The sequence below is a fragment of the Lactobacillus sp. PSON genome, from assembly GCF_052615405.1.
Map to the genome: position 1 here is coordinate 163,871 of NZ_JBQXFW010000008.1, position 16,921 is coordinate 180,791.

At 33.2% G+C, this 16,921-nt stretch carries 23 protein-coding genes and 1 other RNA gene; all 24 read left to right on the forward strand.

The features are described from left to right. The first annotated feature begins 59 nt into the window (after positions 1 to 59). The 24 genes from ACTHPI_RS08395 to ureC all read left to right on the forward strand — a co-directional run bounded on the left by ACTHPI_RS08395 (position 60) and on the right by ureC (position 16,912). Positions 60 to 899: a potassium channel family protein gene (locus ACTHPI_RS08395; RefSeq protein WP_445353689.1), complete on the forward strand. Its 840-nt coding sequence runs from the start codon at positions 60 to 62 to the stop codon at positions 897 to 899. 57 nt (positions 900 to 956) lie between these two features. Then, the gene (locus tag ACTHPI_RS08400; protein WP_445353756.1) at positions 957 to 1,577 is read left to right on the forward strand and encodes a class I SAM-dependent methyltransferase; all 621 of its coding nucleotides are present in this window, start codon (positions 957 to 959) and stop codon (positions 1,575 to 1,577) included. An 81-nt stretch (positions 1,578 to 1,658) separates the two neighbouring features. After that, positions 1,659 to 1,841 (forward strand): hypothetical protein, encoded by a 183-nt coding sequence (locus ACTHPI_RS08405; protein WP_445353690.1) that lies wholly within the window; start codon positions 1,659 to 1,661, stop codon positions 1,839 to 1,841. 66 nt (positions 1,842 to 1,907) lie between these two features. Next, positions 1,908 to 2,417 (forward strand): tRNA adenosine(34) deaminase TadA, encoded by a 510-nt coding sequence (gene tadA / locus ACTHPI_RS08410; protein ID WP_445353691.1) that lies wholly within the window; start codon positions 1,908 to 1,910, stop codon positions 2,415 to 2,417. A 43-nt stretch (positions 2,418 to 2,460) separates the two neighbouring features. After that, positions 2,461 to 2,559: signal recognition particle sRNA small type (ffs, locus tag ACTHPI_RS08415), an RNA gene on the forward strand. 19 nt (positions 2,560 to 2,578) lie between these two features. Beyond that, complete coding sequence (dnaX, locus tag ACTHPI_RS08420) at positions 2,579 to 4,351, forward strand: DNA polymerase III subunit gamma/tau (protein ID WP_445353692.1); 1,773 nt, start codon at positions 2,579 to 2,581, stop codon at positions 4,349 to 4,351. Positions 4,352 to 4,365: 14 nt separating this feature from the next. Beyond that, entirely contained in the window at positions 4,366 to 4,695 is a 330-nt protein-coding gene (locus ACTHPI_RS08425) for a YbaB/EbfC family nucleoid-associated protein (protein ID WP_144354854.1), read from the forward strand. A gap of 1 nt (position 4,696) precedes the next feature. Further along, positions 4,697 to 5,296, forward strand: a complete 600-nt coding sequence (gene recR, locus ACTHPI_RS08430; RefSeq protein ID WP_445353693.1) for a recombination mediator RecR — start codon at positions 4,697 to 4,699, stop codon at positions 5,294 to 5,296. Then, on the forward strand, positions 5,296 to 5,529 hold the full coding sequence (locus tag ACTHPI_RS08435) for a YaaL family protein (protein ID WP_445353694.1): 234 nt from the start codon (positions 5,296 to 5,298) through the stop codon (positions 5,527 to 5,529). Before recR ends, ACTHPI_RS08435 begins: the two co-directional genes overlap by 1 nt. A gap of 93 nt (positions 5,530 to 5,622) precedes the next feature. After that, positions 5,623 to 6,261 carry a dTMP kinase gene (tmk, locus tag ACTHPI_RS08440; protein WP_445353695.1) on the forward strand — a complete coding sequence of 213 codons (639 nt, stop codon included), beginning with the start codon at positions 5,623 to 5,625 and terminating at the stop codon, positions 6,259 to 6,261. A gap of 12 nt (positions 6,262 to 6,273) precedes the next feature. Then, positions 6,274 to 6,594 (forward strand): cyclic-di-AMP receptor, encoded by a 321-nt coding sequence (locus ACTHPI_RS08445; protein WP_445353696.1) that lies wholly within the window; start codon positions 6,274 to 6,276, stop codon positions 6,592 to 6,594. After that, positions 6,594 to 7,451: a DNA polymerase III subunit delta gene (locus ACTHPI_RS08450; protein ID WP_445353697.1), complete on the forward strand. Its 858-nt coding sequence runs from the start codon at positions 6,594 to 6,596 to the stop codon at positions 7,449 to 7,451. Before ACTHPI_RS08445 ends, ACTHPI_RS08450 begins: the two co-directional genes overlap by 1 nt. A 10-nt stretch (positions 7,452 to 7,461) precedes the next feature. Next, a complete protein-coding gene (gene yabA / locus ACTHPI_RS08455) occupies positions 7,462 to 7,812 on the forward strand; it encodes a DNA replication initiation control protein YabA (protein ID WP_445353698.1) in 351 nt (116 codons plus the stop codon). A 2-nt stretch (positions 7,813 to 7,814) separates the two neighbouring features. Beyond that, on the forward strand, positions 7,815 to 8,669 hold the full coding sequence (gene rsmI / locus ACTHPI_RS08460) for a 16S rRNA (cytidine(1402)-2'-O)-methyltransferase (protein ID WP_445353699.1): 855 nt from the start codon (positions 7,815 to 7,817) through the stop codon (positions 8,667 to 8,669). Between the two features lie 2 nt (positions 8,670 to 8,671). Continuing rightward, the gene (locus ACTHPI_RS08465; RefSeq protein ID WP_445353700.1) at positions 8,672 to 9,406 is read left to right on the forward strand and encodes an acyl-[acyl-carrier-protein] thioesterase; all 735 of its coding nucleotides are present in this window, start codon (positions 8,672 to 8,674) and stop codon (positions 9,404 to 9,406) included. A 45-nt stretch (positions 9,407 to 9,451) separates the two neighbouring features. Beyond that, complete coding sequence (locus ACTHPI_RS08470; protein ID WP_445353701.1) at positions 9,452 to 9,976, forward strand: folate family ECF transporter S component; 525 nt, start codon at positions 9,452 to 9,454, stop codon at positions 9,974 to 9,976. Positions 9,977 to 9,998: 22 nt separating this feature from the next. Then, positions 9,999 to 10,742 carry a tRNA (adenosine(37)-N6)-threonylcarbamoyltransferase complex dimerization subunit type 1 TsaB gene (tsaB, locus tag ACTHPI_RS08475; protein ID WP_445353702.1) on the forward strand — a complete coding sequence of 248 codons (744 nt, stop codon included), beginning with the start codon at positions 9,999 to 10,001 and terminating at the stop codon, positions 10,740 to 10,742. Beyond that, on the forward strand, positions 10,726 to 11,280 hold the full coding sequence (rimI, locus tag ACTHPI_RS08480) for a ribosomal protein S18-alanine N-acetyltransferase (RefSeq protein ID WP_445353703.1): 555 nt from the start codon (positions 10,726 to 10,728) through the stop codon (positions 11,278 to 11,280). Before tsaB ends, rimI begins: the two co-directional genes overlap by 17 nt. 15 nt (positions 11,281 to 11,295) lie before the next feature. Beyond that, positions 11,296 to 12,345: a tRNA (adenosine(37)-N6)-threonylcarbamoyltransferase complex transferase subunit TsaD gene (tsaD, locus tag ACTHPI_RS08485; protein ID WP_445353704.1), complete on the forward strand. Its 1,050-nt coding sequence runs from the start codon at positions 11,296 to 11,298 to the stop codon at positions 12,343 to 12,345. Positions 12,346 to 12,675: 330 nt separating this feature from the next. Continuing rightward, positions 12,676 to 13,881: an ammonium transporter gene (locus ACTHPI_RS08490; RefSeq protein WP_445353705.1), complete on the forward strand. Its 1,206-nt coding sequence runs from the start codon at positions 12,676 to 12,678 to the stop codon at positions 13,879 to 13,881. A 38-nt stretch (positions 13,882 to 13,919) separates the two neighbouring features. Further along, a complete protein-coding gene (locus ACTHPI_RS08495; protein WP_445353706.1) occupies positions 13,920 to 14,438 on the forward strand; it encodes an AmiS/UreI family transporter in 519 nt (172 codons plus the stop codon). A gap of 22 nt (positions 14,439 to 14,460) precedes the next feature. Then, positions 14,461 to 14,763 (forward strand): urease subunit gamma, encoded by a 303-nt coding sequence (locus tag ACTHPI_RS08500; protein WP_445353707.1) that lies wholly within the window; start codon positions 14,461 to 14,463, stop codon positions 14,761 to 14,763. A gap of 24 nt (positions 14,764 to 14,787) precedes the next feature. Beyond that, positions 14,788 to 15,162: an urease subunit beta gene (locus tag ACTHPI_RS08505; protein WP_445353708.1), complete on the forward strand. Its 375-nt coding sequence runs from the start codon at positions 14,788 to 14,790 to the stop codon at positions 15,160 to 15,162. A 28-nt stretch (positions 15,163 to 15,190) separates the two neighbouring features. After that, positions 15,191 to 16,912, forward strand: a complete 1,722-nt coding sequence (gene ureC, locus ACTHPI_RS08510; protein ID WP_445353709.1) for an urease subunit alpha — start codon at positions 15,191 to 15,193, stop codon at positions 16,910 to 16,912. Positions 16,913 to 16,921 lie beyond the last annotated feature (9 nt).

Consider the following 16,921-nt stretch of genomic DNA (forward strand, 5'->3'; position numbering starts at 1 on the left):
TATTATATAAAAATAGGACTCTGAATTTCAGAGCCCTATTTTTTTAACAGTGATTAATTATGGAAAAATTTAATCGAAAAAAAACATATAAATGGATTATTGCTAGTTTAGCAATTATTTCCATTATTTTAATAATTTTAGATTTTGCTGCAATAATTAATATTAATAGTCCAAATAATAAATGGTTTTGGATAAATAATTGTATTTTAATTTTATTAGCATATGACTATTTCTATCATTTGTATAAGTCAACTGATAGAAAGCAATATTTTAAAACTCATATCTTTGATCTTCTAGCAATTATTCCCGTGAGTGTTATCTCATTTTGGATGTTAGAAGCTCAAATTGCCAATATGGCACTATATTTTAGATTAATTCGCTTAGTTAGATTAGCTGGCTTAGTAGGAAAATTACGTGAAATATTACATACTAATGGAATTTTATATGTGATTTATTTCATGATTACTTTTTTGATGTTAGGCTCAATTGCAATTTCTATTACAGAACATGTATCACTTGATAGAGCTTTTTGGTGGGCAATTACTACAGCAAGTACAGTAGGATATGGCGATATTTCAACATATACCATTTCACCGCATTCTTTAATTGGAAAAGGTGTCATCTTAGTGATGATTTTGATTGGAGTAGGAGTAATGGGAATGATTACAAGTTCGCTTACTGCTTATTTCATGCGACGAAGTTCATGGCCGACTACTAATGAAAGCAAGAATGATTTACAATTAATCTTGAGAAAGCTTGAAAAGCTTGAAAAACAAAATGATGAACTTGCTAAGCAAAATAAAGAAATGCAATTTCAAATCAATAGTTTAAAAAATAAGCAAAATTCAACTGAGTGGCAAAAATTCAAAAATTGGCTAGAAAAAAATAAAAAGCAATAATTATTTTAAGGTAAAATAGATTGTGATAAGTGTTAATGTGTTGGAAAGGAGGAAACGATAATGGGTGAAAAAAATCAAATGTACTTTGCAGTAGATCCAAATGCTAAACATGATGAGCATTTAGTTGATTATCATGTTGATGGAATTAATTTAAAATTTACAACTGATGCTGGTGTTTTTTCAAAAATGAGAGTTGATTATGGCTCAGGGGTTTTGATTAAAGCTATGAGAGACTTAAATTTTCCAAAAGAAAATATTCTTGATGTAGGAACTGGTTATGGACCACTGGGATTATTTGCTGCAAAATTTTGGCCTAATCAACAAGTAGAAATGGTAGATGTTAATGAACGTGGTCTTGCTTTAGCTAAAAGAAATGCTGAAACCAATCAGATAACTAATGTAGATATCCACTCTTCAGATGTTTATTCAAATATACATGGTAAGAATTTCGGTTTGATTATCACTAATCCCCCAATTAGAGCAGGTAAAAAAGTAGTTTCGTCAATTATTGCTGATGCGAATAACTATTTAACCAATGGTGGTGTTTTGTTAGTTGTAATCCAGAAAAAACAAGGTGAACCAAGTGCCCGTAAACTCATGAAAGAAGTTTATGGTAATTGTGAAATAGTAACTAGAGATAAGGGATACTACATTTTAAAAGCTGTCAAAAAGGCATAATTAGATTAAAGTTAAAATGGTGTCAGATAAGTAAATAATATTATATAATGAAAACGAATTCACAAAAAGAAGGCGTTTATCATGATAAAATTTATAAAATATTTATTTGCAGTATTATTCATTTTAGGTGGAGTTTATATGCTTGGCTGGATTTTTGGAGATAATGAAACTTGTACTCCATTTGGTTTAACTTGTCTATATATGATAATTGAAGGAATATTTTTCTATCATTATTTCAGAAATCCCAATATAGGTCCTTTATAATTAAAGAAGCACAAAGGTGCTTCTTTTTTGTTACAATAATAAATAATAATTTAAGGAGAAAAATTTGTGACAGGAGAAGAGAAGAAAAAATACATGGAGTTAGCTTTTGAAGAGGCAAAAAAAGCAGAAAATCAAGATGAAGTTCCCATTGGTGCTATTATTGTTGATCCTGAAGGTAATGTAATAGGTCGTGGTTATAATCGACGTGAGCTTGATCAAGATGCAACGCAACATGCAGAAATGATTGCTATTCGTGAAGCTTGCAAGAACTTAGGTATGTGGCGTTTGATAGATTGTAGTCTTTTTGTAACACTAGAACCTTGTCCAATGTGTGCAGGAGCAATTATTAATTCCAGAATTAAGGATGTTTATTTTGGAGCTCTTGATCCAAAAGCAGGAGCATGTGGTAGTGTTGTTGATTTATTTAGTGTAGAAAAATTTAACCATCATCCACATGTAATTCGTGGTTTATTTCGTGAACAAGCTAGTCAAATGTTAAAGAACTTTTTTAGAGAAATCAGACATAAGCAAAAATTAGCTAAACAATTAAAAAAAGAAGAAAGTAAAGAAAAATAGTTTTTTATTATTTTCTACTGGTATTATTGTTTAAAATACGTTATTATATTTGTTGGGCAATGTTTGACCTCTGAATTGTGTCAGGACCGGAAGGTAGCAGCACTAAGGTTGTTCAGGCATGTGCCTTTTTTTGTTAGATTTTTTATAAGGAAAGAGAATTAATGGCTTATCAAGCGTTATATCGGAAGTGGCGACCAAATACCTTTGATAGTGTTGTTGGTCAAGAAGCTATCACCGATACTCTTAAAAATGCAATTAAACGTGGAACTATTTCACATGCCTTTTTATTTGCAGGACCTCGAGGAACAGGAAAAACTTCTTGTGCTAAGATTTTTGCAAAGGCATTAAATTGTACAAATTTGCAAGATGGGGAACCATGTAATAAATGTGAAAATTGCTTAGCAGCAGATAATGGTTCAATGCCTGATATTATGGAAATTGACGCTGCTTCTAACAATGGTGTTGATGAAATTCGTGATATTCGCGATAAAGTAAAATATGCTCCAACCCAAGGAAAGTATAAAGTTTATATAATTGATGAAGTCCATATGCTTTCAATGGGTGCATTTAATGCGCTTCTTAAAACTTTAGAAGAGCCGCCTGAACATGTGGTCTTTATTTTGGCGACTACAGAATTGCAAAAAGTCCCAGCTACGATTATTTCAAGAACTCAAAGATATAATTTTAAGCGAATTTCTAAGCATGACTTAGAGCAAAGGATGGAGTTTATTCTTAATGAAGAAAATATTTCATATGAAGAAAAAGCCCTTTCTGTAATTGCTCAAGTAGCTGATGGGGGAATGAGAGATTCTCTCAGTATTTTAGACCAGCTTTTAAGTTATGAAAAAGGTAAAATAAATTATGAAGATGCTTTGCAAATTACAGGATTCGCTGCAAAAGAAAGAATTGAAAAAATTCTTTTAGCAATTTTATCTAAAAATGTAGCTCAAGCTTTATCTGAAGCAAGACTATCTCTTCAAGATGGAGCTAGTTCTAAAAATATTTTAGATGAATTAATTGATATGACTACAAATGCCTTGATGATAATCAAGACGAATGAAAAAAATGAAAGTAACTTTTTGACTGAGGATTTTGTTGAACAAATTAAAAATATTCCAGAAAAAAGATATTTTGATTTGATTAATCTTGCCAATACTGCTTTAAAAGATTTACGTTATACCAATCAGCAACAAATACCACTTGAAGTATTTTTGGTTGAAGCATGTACGTTGTCTACAGAAGATGAAGTAACGAAGTCGCCAGTAAATTCTGATTTAGATAAAGAAGTGAAAGACTTGCGTCAACAAGTTGTGCAGTTAACTGAAAGGCTTAATAATTTACCAACTCAGCAGGTAAAAGCTTCAAATAATTCAATTGATGATGTTAAGTTTATCTCAAAAAAGACAACTAAATCTAAACCAGAAAATGCAGTTAAAAGTAAACCTGCTAAAAAAGTTAAACAATCTGAAGAAAAAAATCGCAAAGAAGTATATCAAGTTCTAGAAAATGCTACAAGAAAAGACTTACAAACCGTCAAGGATGTCTGGCCAGATTTACGTTCTATTCTAGAAGTGTCAGAAAGGGCAATTTTAGATGTATTGGAACCAGTTGCTGCCAGTTCTGATAAAGTAGTGTTAAAATGCAAGTACATGCTGTGGTTTGAAAATACTACTGACAGCGAATTTATAGTTAAAGTTAAAGATAATATTGAAAAGTTTACAAAGCAATCTTATGGTATTGTATTAGTACCAGATAATGATTGGCTTCAAGTTAGAAAAGAATTTGTAAAAAGTCATAAAGAAGAACTTCTTGCAAAGAAGAAGAAAAAACTTGAACTAGCTAAAAATGAAATTGAAGCTGATTCTCAAGAAGATAAAGAAGTTGTTGAAAAAGCAAAAGCACTTTTTGGGGATGCAGTTAAAATTAAAGATTAAAGGAGAAAGATATTATGAGTAGAAGACCTAATTTTGGTGGTATGGGCGGCATGAATATGCAACAAATGATGAAGCAAGCAAAGAAGCTTCAAGCTCAAATGGCAGAAGAACAAGAAAATATCACTGCACAAACTTTTACTGGAAAATCTGCAGATGACTTAGTAGTTGCAACCTTTAGTGGTGACCGTAAGTTAAAAGATATTAAAATCAATGAAGAAGCAATTGATCCAGAAGATCCAGATATGTTACAAGACTTAATTATTGATGCTGTCAATAAGGGATTATCTCAAATTGATGAAGCAACTCAAGCAAGCTTGGGTAAATATACGAAAGGTTTGATGTAATTTGCAATATCCATTACCAATTGCTCGTTTGATTGATTCATACATGAAACTGCCAGGAATTGGTGAAAAAACTGCAACTAGATTAGCCTTTTATACTCTAGATATGCCTCAGCAAGATGTAGAAGATTTTTCTAAATCATTAAAAGAAGTTAAGGAAGATATTCATCAATGTAAAATTTGTGGCAATATTACAGAAAAAGAAATTTGTGATATTTGTGCAAGTTCGGAGCGTGATCAAACAACTATTATGGTAGTTGAACAACCTAAAGATGTGATGGCTTTTGAAGAAATGGGAGAGTATAGCGGGCTTTATCATGTTTTGCATGGTGTGTTATCTCCAATGGATGGAATAGGACCAGAAGAAGTTAATATTAAGTCTTTAATTACTCGTTTACAAAAACAAGATCAAGTTAAAGAAATAATTTTAGCGCTTAATTCCACTCCAGAAGGAGAAGCAACAGCGATGTATATTAGTAAGCTTATTAAGCCAGCTGGTATTAAAGTAACTCGCTTAGCTGCAGGACTTGCTGTTGGTAGTGATATTGAATATGCAAATTCAATCACGTTAAAGCGTGCAGTACAAGGAAGAACGTCGTTATAATGGCAAAAAGAAATAAAATTAAAGAAGAAGGTGACAAGCGTCTCATTACATTAGTAGAAAAGCTGCAAAATGAGATAGCTCTTCAAAAAGATTTAGATCAGACAACTTTAGATATGTCTGATGATAATGTAGTTGCAAGTAAAATTTTACGAGCTAAGTATACATTTTTATATAATGAAGCACGTTACCGTCATACAAAATTTAGTGGCATTACAAATGCTATTACGCAATAAGAAGCTCTCCGAAAAGGAGAGTTTTTTTGCTAAAAATATTTAGTCTGTTAAACTGAACTAAACTTCTGTAGAATAGAAGCTATGGAGGATTTTATGAAAGGTTTTTTTATTAGTTTTGAAGGTCCAGATGGTGCTGGAAAAAGTACGGTATTAAAGCAAATTTTGGAGCAAATTACTCCCAAATTACAAATGCAGTATATTACAGTTCGAGAACCTGGTGGTTCTAAGATTTCTGAATCAATTCGTAATATTATTTTAGATCCTGAAAATTTTGAAATGGATGATCGGACTGAAGCTCTGCTTTATGCAGCCTCAAGAAGTCAACTAATGGCAGAAGTGGTTATTCCAGCGTTAAAAGCTGGTAAGTTAGTAATATCAGATCGTTTTGTGGATAGTTCTTTAGCTTATCAAGGAGCAGGACGTAATTTAGGAATAAAAGAAGTTAAGCAGATTAATGACTTTGCAACTAGAGGAATTGAACCGGACTTAACTATTTTTTTGGATATTCAGCCAGAAGTGGGACTCAAGCGTATTCAAAAATTACGTCCAGATGATGAAGATCGTTTAGAACAAGAAAAGTTAGCTTTTCATAAAGATGTATACAAGGGCTATCAAATAGTAAATAAAGATAATCCTAAGCGTATTAAGGTTATTGATGCAAGTCAAAATATTGGGAAAGTAGTATCAGATTGTATTAAGGTTATCGAAGAAAATTTGCCAGAAATTTTTTAGAGGGATTTATCAATGAAATTAGTTATCGCAATCGTTCAAAAAGAAGATTCTAATAAGTTACAGCATGAATTTGTCAAAAAGAATATTAGAGCTACTAAATTAGCAACTACTGGTGGCTTTTTAAGTCAGGGAAACACTACCTTTTTAATTGGTACTGAAGATGATAAAGTTCAAGATGTACTAGACATCATTAAAAGCCAATCACGTGCAAGAGAAGAATTGATTCAACCAAGCATGGTTACAACTGGTTATGAAATTAGCCAACCAGTTAATATTACTGTTGGTGGTGCTACTTGTTTCGTTGTGCCGGTTGATGAATTTAAACGTTTCTAATGATTGATATAACAAAAATTAATAAGTCACAGGCCGATTTTTTAAAAAAAGCATATGAAAATAAGCAATTAACGCATAGTTACTTATTTGTAGATAATGATGAAGATGAAGCTTTAAATACAGCGTATTGGCTTGCATGCTTATTTAATTGTCATAGTGAAAGTAAGCCTGATGGAGAATGCAGAAATTGTCAACAAATTATTTCAGGCAATCATCCTGATGTTCTATTAGTAGATTCAGAAGGTAAAAAAAGCTTAAGTATTGATCAAATTCGACCTTTAAAAGAAGAACTTGCTAAAAGTCCAGTAGAATCATCTAGGCGCTTCTTTTTCATCAAAGAAGCAGAAAAATTAACTTTACCTGCCGCAAATGCTTTACTTAACTTACTTGAAGAACCAGTTGCCCCAGTTGTTTCAATATTAATTACTAATAATGCTGATAAAATTTTACCGACTATTAGATCAAGAGTTCAAATTTTGAATTTTAATGAAGGTAAAAAAGCAAACGGAAAAACAGAAATCTTATTAGAAAATGGTTTTTCAAATTCTGAAATTGAAGAGTTAGGTGATACTAAAAATTTAGACCAGTTAATTAAATATTTTTACCAAGAAATGTTAGAAAATAATAGCCTCTCATTAGTTAGTGCACATAAATTAGGTGAAGCTAAATTAACTAGTCAAAGAAAATATATCTTACTCAATTTGAAATTATGGGCACAAAAAGATTTAGATAATGATAAAAAACGTATCACAGCAGCAAAAATGCTAAAATACTTAATAGAAGTTGATAAGATGCAATCCAATAATGTGAATTTTCGCAATGTATTAGATTATCTTGCTTTAAAATGGAAACGGTAGGTGTTTTATAATGGATTCTTATTCAAAATTGAAGCGGCTTCATGATTCAATGGAGAAAATGACTAAGACAGTTGAAAGTTTAGAAAATGATATTTTAGAAACTTTAAAAGAAAACACTGAATTAAAAGTTGAAAATAAACTTTTGCGTGAAAAATTAGATAAATTGACTCAGGTAAGTAAAAATGAGCCTGTTGTTAAAACTCAAAGTGGTTTAGAATCAATTAAACAAATATATGATTCAGGATATCACATTTGTAATATGTATTATGGCTCGCACCGTGATCCAAATGCTGATTGTATGTTTTGTTTAGATATTCTTGATAATTTTGGTGAAAAGAAAACTGTAAAAAAGGATAGATAAAGATGAAACGTCAAAGCAGTTATAAAGATGAAAAAGGTAAGCTTTACTTGGTTCCAACTCCAATTGGAAATTTAGAAGATATTACTATTCGCGCTAAGAAAATTTTAACTGATGCTGATTACATTGCAGCCGAAGATACTAGAACAAGTGGGATTTTACTTGAAAAAATTGGTGTTCATAATAAAATGCTATCTTTTCATAAGTATAATTCAAAAGAACGTGCACCTGAGCTAGTTAAATTGATGCAAGAAGGTGCTGTAATTGCTGAAATAAGTGATGCAGGAATGCCGGTTATTTCAGATCCAGGATATATATTAGTTAAAGAATGTATTAAAGCTGATATTCCTGTGGTTCCGCTACCTGGTCCTTCTGCGTTTGCAACGGCTTTGATTGCTTCTGGCTTTGATGCACAACCATTTACTTATTATGGATTTTTACCAAGGAAGTCATCAGAGCAAAAGCCATTTTTTGAGCAAATGGAAAAATCTCACGCAACTTCAATTTTTTATGAAGCACCTCATAGATTAAGCAAAACTCTAAAAACTATGAGTTCTATATTTAAACCAGATAGACAAATTGTTGCAGCTCGAGAATTAACGAAGATCCATGAGGAATTTGTTCGTGGAAGTATAGAAGAAGTAACAGATTATTTTGTTGAAAATGCTCCACGAGGAGAGTTTGTAATTTTGGTTTCTCCAAATACTGAAAAAGAAGAAACTTTATCATGGAGTGAACTTATTAAATTAGTAGATAAGTTAGTTCAGGCAGGAACCAGTAAAAAAGATGCAATTAAGCAAGTTGCAAAAGAAAACAAAGTTTCTAAAAATGAACTTTATGATCAATATCATCAAGGATAATTATGAGATATAGCGAAAAACATACAGTAGAATTTTGGGAATGTGATGAAAACCGTCATTTAAAAATTCCAACTATGGTTGATTTATTAATGATGGTTTCGGAACATCAATTAGATGCCGGTGGTGCTGGAACTGATGACTTAGTTAAGCGTGGGCTAGGCTGGGTAGTAACTCAATATCATTTTGATATTGCTAGATTACCATCACCAGGAGAAAAAATTGTTCTAACAACTGAAGCTAGTGGATATAATCGCTTTTTTGAGTATCGGGACTTCTCTATTACAGATTATGAAGGAGAAGAAATAGTTACTGTTAAAAGTCAGTGGGTATTATTTGATTTGAAAAAACGTAAGCTAATTCCAACTGATAATGAAATGATGAAAGCTTTTGATGTTCCACTATTAAAGAAGATGCCTAGATTCCCAAGATTACGTCTTCATAGTGAATATGATGTCAAAAGAAAGTATCGTATTCGATACGATGACTTGGATACTAATCATCATTTGACTAATAGTCATTACTTTAATTGGTTTATTGATATGATGCCTAGAAGTTTTTTAAAAGAACATATGGTTGAAAGTATTGATATAAAGTTTGATAAAGAAGTTAAATATGGACAAAAACCTGTTTCTGCAATGAAACTTGAAGAAGGCAGTACAATTTTTTCATATCATGTAATTTTAGATGAAAATGATAAAGAACAAGCACTCTGCGAACTAAAATGGCGTAAAATATGATTTAATGGAACATGACAGTGGTCATGTTTTTTAGTTTAAGGAGGGATGCTTTTGAAAACCAAAAATTTGATTCATGTAGAATTGCGTGATTTGATTTTATTGGGAATTGTGGTAGCGATGAAAGTGGTATTGAATCAATTTTCATTTGGTCCCGCAATGGTAAAAGTAGGTTTAGGCTTCATTGGAAATGTTTTACTAGGCTATTTATTTGGTCCAATTTGGGGTGCTGTAGGAGGCGGAGTCAGTGATTTGGTCGCTTCTGCTTTATTTGGACAGCAGGGTGGATTTTTTATTGGTTTTACTTTAAGTGCAATAGTTGGTCCATTTATTTATGGTTTGTTCTTTTATCAAAAACCGATTAAAATTTGGCGAATTATTGTTGCTACATTATTGGTAACTTTGATTGTTAATGTGGGAATGAATACTATGTGGGTTCATATCCTATATGGTCTAGATATTCGAGCCGCTCTTGTCCAACGTGCGCCAAAGGAAATAATTGTACCTTGGTTACAGATGATTGTAAGCTACTTTGTTTTAAGAGCTGTATCTCGTGTTAAAATAAGAAAGTAACTAAAAAAGAAAAGAGTTAGATATGAAAATTTTAAGTGTTTCAACGGCAACTAGTAATTTAAGCGTTGCACTAAATAATGATGAAAATATTATTGTAGAAAAAAATGAAGTAGATCAACGCAATCATAGTGAACATTTGGATCCGATGATTCAAGAAATTTTACTTGATAATAAATTGAAATTAAAGGATATTGATCGCTTTGTAGTTGCAATTGGTCCAGGTTCTTACACTGGTCTTAGAATTGGAATTACTACTATTAAAATGTTTAGCAGTATTTTGAATAAGGAAGTAGTAGGAGTTTCAACTTTAAAGGCACTTGCTAAAAGTGTAAGTGATAAAGACACCTTAGTTATTGCAGGATTAGATGCACGAAATGATAATTATTTTGCAGGTGGTTATATCATTAATGATAATGAAAATCCTGAAAATGTAATTGAAGATGGTCATTATCATATTGATGTGTTATTAGATGCTATTAAGGGATATTTGGCTAACAATAATTACCAAAAAGTGATTTTTGTTGGTGATAACTTTGATAAGCAAGATGAATTGATTAAAAAGCTTGATATTGATTATAGTTATGGTACTGATGAACAAAATATTGTTCACGCTGGTCTTATTGGACAACTTGCATTAGAAGAACCTTTAGTTGATCCTGATAAGTTATTGCCACGTTACCTTCGTCGTACACAAGCTGAAGTGGATTGGCATAAGAAGACTGGAAAGCCATTTGGCCCTGATAGTGATTATGTTGAAGAAGTTTAAGAATTTTTTTCATCCAATAGAAAATAAGATAGATATGAGTTTTTCCCCATTTATTATTTCAATTGATGGGAAGCGAATGCAAGTAATGCAAGCTACTGATGATAATATTCCAGATTTGCTTATTTTAGAAAAACAAGTGTATTCAGGAAGTACACCTTGGAGTAGTTTTTCTTTTAAAACAGAATTAGCAAAAAGAAAGAACTCTCTTTATTTAGTTGTGTATTATGAGTCTATTTTAGTAGCATTTATTGGAGCTCGCTTTCATCCAAGAGAAACCCACATCACAAATATTGCAGTCACTCCTGAGTTTCAAAGAAAGAGTATTGCTACATATTTGATAAATTTTATAATTGATAAAGCACGAAATAACGGTAGTGAAGCGGTCAGTTTAGAAGTGCGAGTGGATAATAAAGGGGCTCAAAGTTTATATCGAAAGTTGGGTTTTAAGCCAACATTTGTTCGAAAAAATTATTATCAAGATAATACTGATGCAATAAATATGATATTGTGGCTTGCGCCTCATCGAGTTAACAGTTAGAAGGAAGTTTATATTTTGAGTGAGAAAAAAGATATTCGTATTTTAGCTTATGAAAGTTCATGTGATGAAACTTCAACAGCTGTAATTAAAAATGGACGTGAAATTGAAAGTTTAATTGTAGCTACTCAAATTAAGAGTCATCAACGTTTTGGAGGAGTTGTTCCAGAAGTTGCAAGTCGTCATCATATTGAAGTAATTAGCCAAATTACCAAGGAAGCCTTAACAGAAGCAAATACTAGTTGGGATGACATTGATGCAATTGCTGTAACTTATGGACCGGGGCTTGTTGGCGCACTTTTAATTGGAGTAAGTGCTGCTAAAGCTGCTTCTATGGCTACAGGAATCCCGTTAATTGGTGTTGATCATATTATGGGTCATATTATGGCTGCTCAATTAAAGGATGAAATTGAATACCCAGCTTTAGCCTTACAAGTTTCAGGGGGACACACCGAAATCGTTTTGTTAAAGAGTCCGACTGATTTTGAAATTATTGGTGATACACGTGATGATGCGGCAGGAGAAGCATATGATAAGATTGGTAGAGTTCTTGGTGTAAATTATCCTGCAGGAAAAACTATTGATAAATGGGCACATGAAGGAAAAGATACTTTTGATTTTCCACGGGCTATGATGGAAGATGATGATTATGACTTTTCATTTTCAGGTTTGAAGAGCGCTTTTATTAATACTTGTCATCACGCTGACCAAATCCATGAGAAATTAAATAAATATGATTTAGCGGCAAGTTTTCAGGCAGCTGTAATTGATGTTTTGGCTCATAAGACTATAAGAGCAATCAAACAATATCAACCTAAAACCTTTATTATGGGTGGAGGAGTTGCAGCGAACCTCGGATTACGCGAACGAATGAACGCAGAAATTACAAACTTACCTAAGGACAAACAACCAAAAGTAATTTTGCCAGACTTAAAATTATGTGGTGATAATGCCGCAATGATTGGGGCAGCTGCTTATAATTTATACAATAAGGGACAATTTGCAGATTTGACTTTGAATGCAGATCCATCATTAGAATTGCCATATGCAAATAGCATGTTAAATTAAAATTATTTTTAAGAGGACGTAAGTCCTCTTTTTTTATTACTTAAGAAATACATATAACTATAAAAGATTAAAGTACCAATTTATACATAGAAATGTGTCTTTTTTAAATTGAAAATTGATATTTCATATATAAATAAAAAACCATACTTAATATCAAACTACCAATATACTTCAATTTTTATACACATTTTAAAAAATAGTTATCGAGTGCAAATGTTTGTATCTCAATTTTTAATGGCGTACTCTAAGAAAGAGTTGTGAAACAGCTTACACATTTTATGTCCTGTGTTTAGTTATAACTAGATGTTTTAACAATGAGAGGAGATTTTAATGCAGATTAATAGTGGAGATACCGCTTTTATGATGCTTTGTACAGCAATGGTGTGTTTGATGACACCAGGGCTAGCATTTTTTTATGGCGGGTTAGCGCGTAAAAGAAGCGTTCTATATATTATGATGCAATCATTGATTTCAATGGGAATCGTAACCTTAATTTGGACTTATGGCGGTTTTGGCTTAGCTTTTGGGAAAGATTTTGGCGGAATAATTGGTAATATAACTGATTATTTTGGCTTAGCCCACGTTGGCTTGGTTCCTAATGCAGTTCATGCAGCTTCAATTCCATTTGCGCTATTTTTCTTATTCCAAATGATGTTTTGCGTTATTACTGTTCCATTAATCAGTGGGGCCTTTGCTGAAAGATTAAATATGAAAGGCTATATCCTTTTGTTGATCTTTTGGACAATTCTTGTTTATATTCCAGTTTGTCACTGGGTATGGGGAAATGGCTTCCTCGAAAAAATAGGATTTGTTGATTTTGCTGGTGGAACTGTAATTCACACAACTGCAGGTTTTGCAGCTTTGGCAAGTATTATCGTGTTAGGTAAGCGTGATCTTAGCCATAAAGGAATGAAGCCAAGTAACTTAATGGCTGCTGCAATTGGTACCGGACTTTTATGGTTTGGCTGGTTTGGTTTTAATTCAGGTGGTGCTTTAAAAGCAGGTGCTCTTGCCACTAAAGCATTTACAAATACTGCAATTGGCTTAGCCAGTGGAATGGTTGTTTGGATTTTATATGCTTATTTCGTACGTGGTAAGTTTGACTTTGTTGATGTTTTAACTGGATCAGTTGCTGGTCTAGCAACTATTACTCCTTGTGCTGGATATATTAATCCAGCTACAGCAGTAATCGTTGGAATAGTTGCTGGAATCATCTGTAATATTGCTGTAAGTATTCAAGAAAAAATTGGCTGGGACGATGCTCTTGGCGTTTGGGGAGTCCACGGAATCGGTGGCTTTACTGGAACAATTTTAATTGGAATTCTTGCAGATAGTAGTGTAAATGGTGTCAGTGCTAGCGTGAGTCAATTCTTGATTCAAGCTGGTGGTGTAATCTTGGTAGCAGCTTATTCCTTTATCATAACATTCATTTTGTTGAAGCTTTTAGGCTTAATTACTAATATTCGTCCTTCTGATGACATTATTAAAGCAGGTCTAGATGAAACAATGCTTAATGAAAAGCCTTATGATATCTAGTTTCAAAACGAAGTTACTCGTAGAAAGAAGTGAAATAAGTGTTAGGGTGCATATTACTATATGTTGGAATTGTACTAATAAGTAATGGCCTGTATTCAGTAGAAGAAATATCAGATAAATCAATTATTGTTATGAACTTCTTCACGGGTGGTTTAAGTCTAATTCTGAATATTGTAGCCCTATCATGGGGAATTATAGCAGGAAAACCAAATAGCTGGTTTTATGCCAGTGCCACTGGATTATTGTTTGCATTTACATATCTTTATGTAGCAATAAATACAATATGCGAATTTGATCAAAGACTTTATGGCTACTTTAGTTTGTTTGTTGCTATAAATTCAATTCCGGCTGGAATTTTATGTTTTCAAAATTTTGGCGGAAATTGGATTTATGGCCTTATCTGGTGGGCATGGGGTATTTTATGGTTAACAGGATTCCTGACCAATAATCTCCATCTAGATTTAGGAAAATTTCCAGGTTATTTAGGAATTGTTGAAGGTATTATAACAGCCTGGATTCCTGGATTCCTAATGCTTGTGAATATATGGCCAAATTAGTTAGAAAGGAAATGAATAAATAATGAGGCTTACAAAGCGTGAACAAGAAAAAATGATGATCAGCTTAGCTGGTATGATTGCCGAAAAGAGAAAAGAACGCGGCGTGAAGTTAAATGAACCAGAAGCTGTTGCTTACATTACAAGTCGTTTGCTAGAAGGCGCTCGTGATGGCAAGTCAGTAAAAGAATTATCTGATGAAGGTGCAACTTGGTTAACAAAAGAAGATGTCATGGAAGGTATCTCTGAAATGATTCCTATGATTCAAGTTGAAGCAACTTTTGTTGATGGTACTAAGTTGATTACTGTAACTGACCCAATTCGTTAGATGTAAATAAAAAGGAGAATTTAAATGATTCCTGGAGAATATAAATTACAATCCGACAAAGTTCCATACAATGTTGGATATAAAGCAATTTCACTTAAGGTAAAGAATGTCGGTGACCGTCCAGTTCAAGTTGGTTCCGAATATCACTTTTATGAAGCTAATGAAGAAGGCTTGCAATTTGACCGTGAAAAAGCATGGGGCAAGCACCTTGATATTCCAGCAGGAACTGCCGTTCGTCTAGAAGCAGGCGAAGAACAAACTGTCAGATTGATTGACTTTGGCGGTAAGCGTCGTGTATTTGGCTTTAATAATAAAGTTAATGGCTGGCTTGACGTTGATAAGAAAGCTGATACTTATAATAAGTACCCACTTAAAACGCAAGATAAGTCAGACTATTAAAAGCAATACTTAAAAAGGAGGTAAATTTATGAGTTTTGATATGGATCACGAACAGTATGCATCACTTTATGGCCCTACAACAGGAGATAGTGTTCGCTTAGGTGATACAGATTTATTCGCTAAAGTTGAAAAAGACTTAACAGTTCATGGTCAAGAAAGTGTATTCGGTGGAGGAAAAGTTCTACGTGATGGTATGGGAGTTAACCCTAATGAAACCCGTAAGAATAATCCATTAGTTGCAGACTTAATTATTTCTAATGTAGTTATTATTGACTACACAGGAATTTATAAAGCCGATATTGGTATTCGTGATGGTAAGATTCTTGCGATTGGTAAGGGTGGTAACCCTGACATCATGGATAAAGTAGACTTTGTTGTAGGAGCAAGTACTGAAGCTATTGATGGTTCAGGAATGATTGTTACTGCCGGTGCTATTGATACTCACGTTCACTATATGAGTCCTGATGAAGCACGAGATGCTCTCGATAACGGTACTACCACTTTATTTGGTGGAGGAACAGGTCCTGCTAACGGTACTCGTTCAGCTACTTGTAATCCAGGTGCTTGGAACACTCACAGAATGTTACAAGCTATTGATGACTCACCATTAAATTATGGTTTAATGGCCAAAGGTGTTGGTACAAACCCAGAAGTAGTTGCTGAACAAATTAAAGCTGGTTGTGCTGCAATCAAGATTCACGAAGACTGGGGTGCTACAGCTGCAGGTATTGAAAATACACTTGATGCTGCTAATAAATATGATGTACAAGTTGCAATCCACACTGACTCATTGAATGAAGGTGGATTCGTTGAAAATACTATCAATGCTATTGGTGGTAATACTATTCACACCTACCACACAGAAGGTGCCGGTGGTGGTCACGCTCCTGACATCATGGTTGTTTGTGGTCAAGATAATGTTCTTCCATCATCAACTACTCCAACTAACCCATTCTGCAAGGATACTATTGATGAATTATTCTATATGACTATTGTTTGTCACAGCTTGAATCCAAAGCTTCCTGAAGATGTTGCTTTTGCTGAATCTAGAATTAGAAAACAAACCGAAGCAGCCGAAGATGTCCTTCAAGATATGGGTGCTTTAAGTATGATGTCCTCAGATACTCAAGCTATGGGACGTATTGGTGAAGTTGCAATGCGTTCATGGCAACTTGCAAGCAAGATGAAGAAGATTCGTGGTCCACTTGAAGGCGACTCAGAATATGATGATGATAATCGTATTAAGAGATATGTTGCTAAATATACTATCAACCCTGCAATTTGTCATGGTATTAGCGATTATGTTGGTTCTGTTGAAAAAGGCAAATATGCTGATTTAATTCTTTGGAATCCTAAATACTTTGGTGCTAAACCTGATATGGTAATTAAAAACGGTATGATTACTTACGGAATCCAAGGTGATTCTGGAGCAAGTTTACCAACTACAGAACCAGTTGTAGAACGTTTCCTTTATGGTGCAACAGGTCGTGCAGTTAACCACACTTGTGTAACTTACGTTTCACAATATGCTTATGATCATGGTATTAAAGAAGAACTTGGTTTGAATAAGATTGTTTTACCAGTTCATAACACAAGAAACTTAACTAAACGTGATATGAAGCTTAACAATTACACACCAAAGACAATAAAGATTGACCCACAAACATATAAGGTAACTATTGATGGAAAAGAAATTACTTGCCCAGCCGCACCAACTCTTCCATTAGCTCAACGTTATTACTTATTCTAATTGAAAATT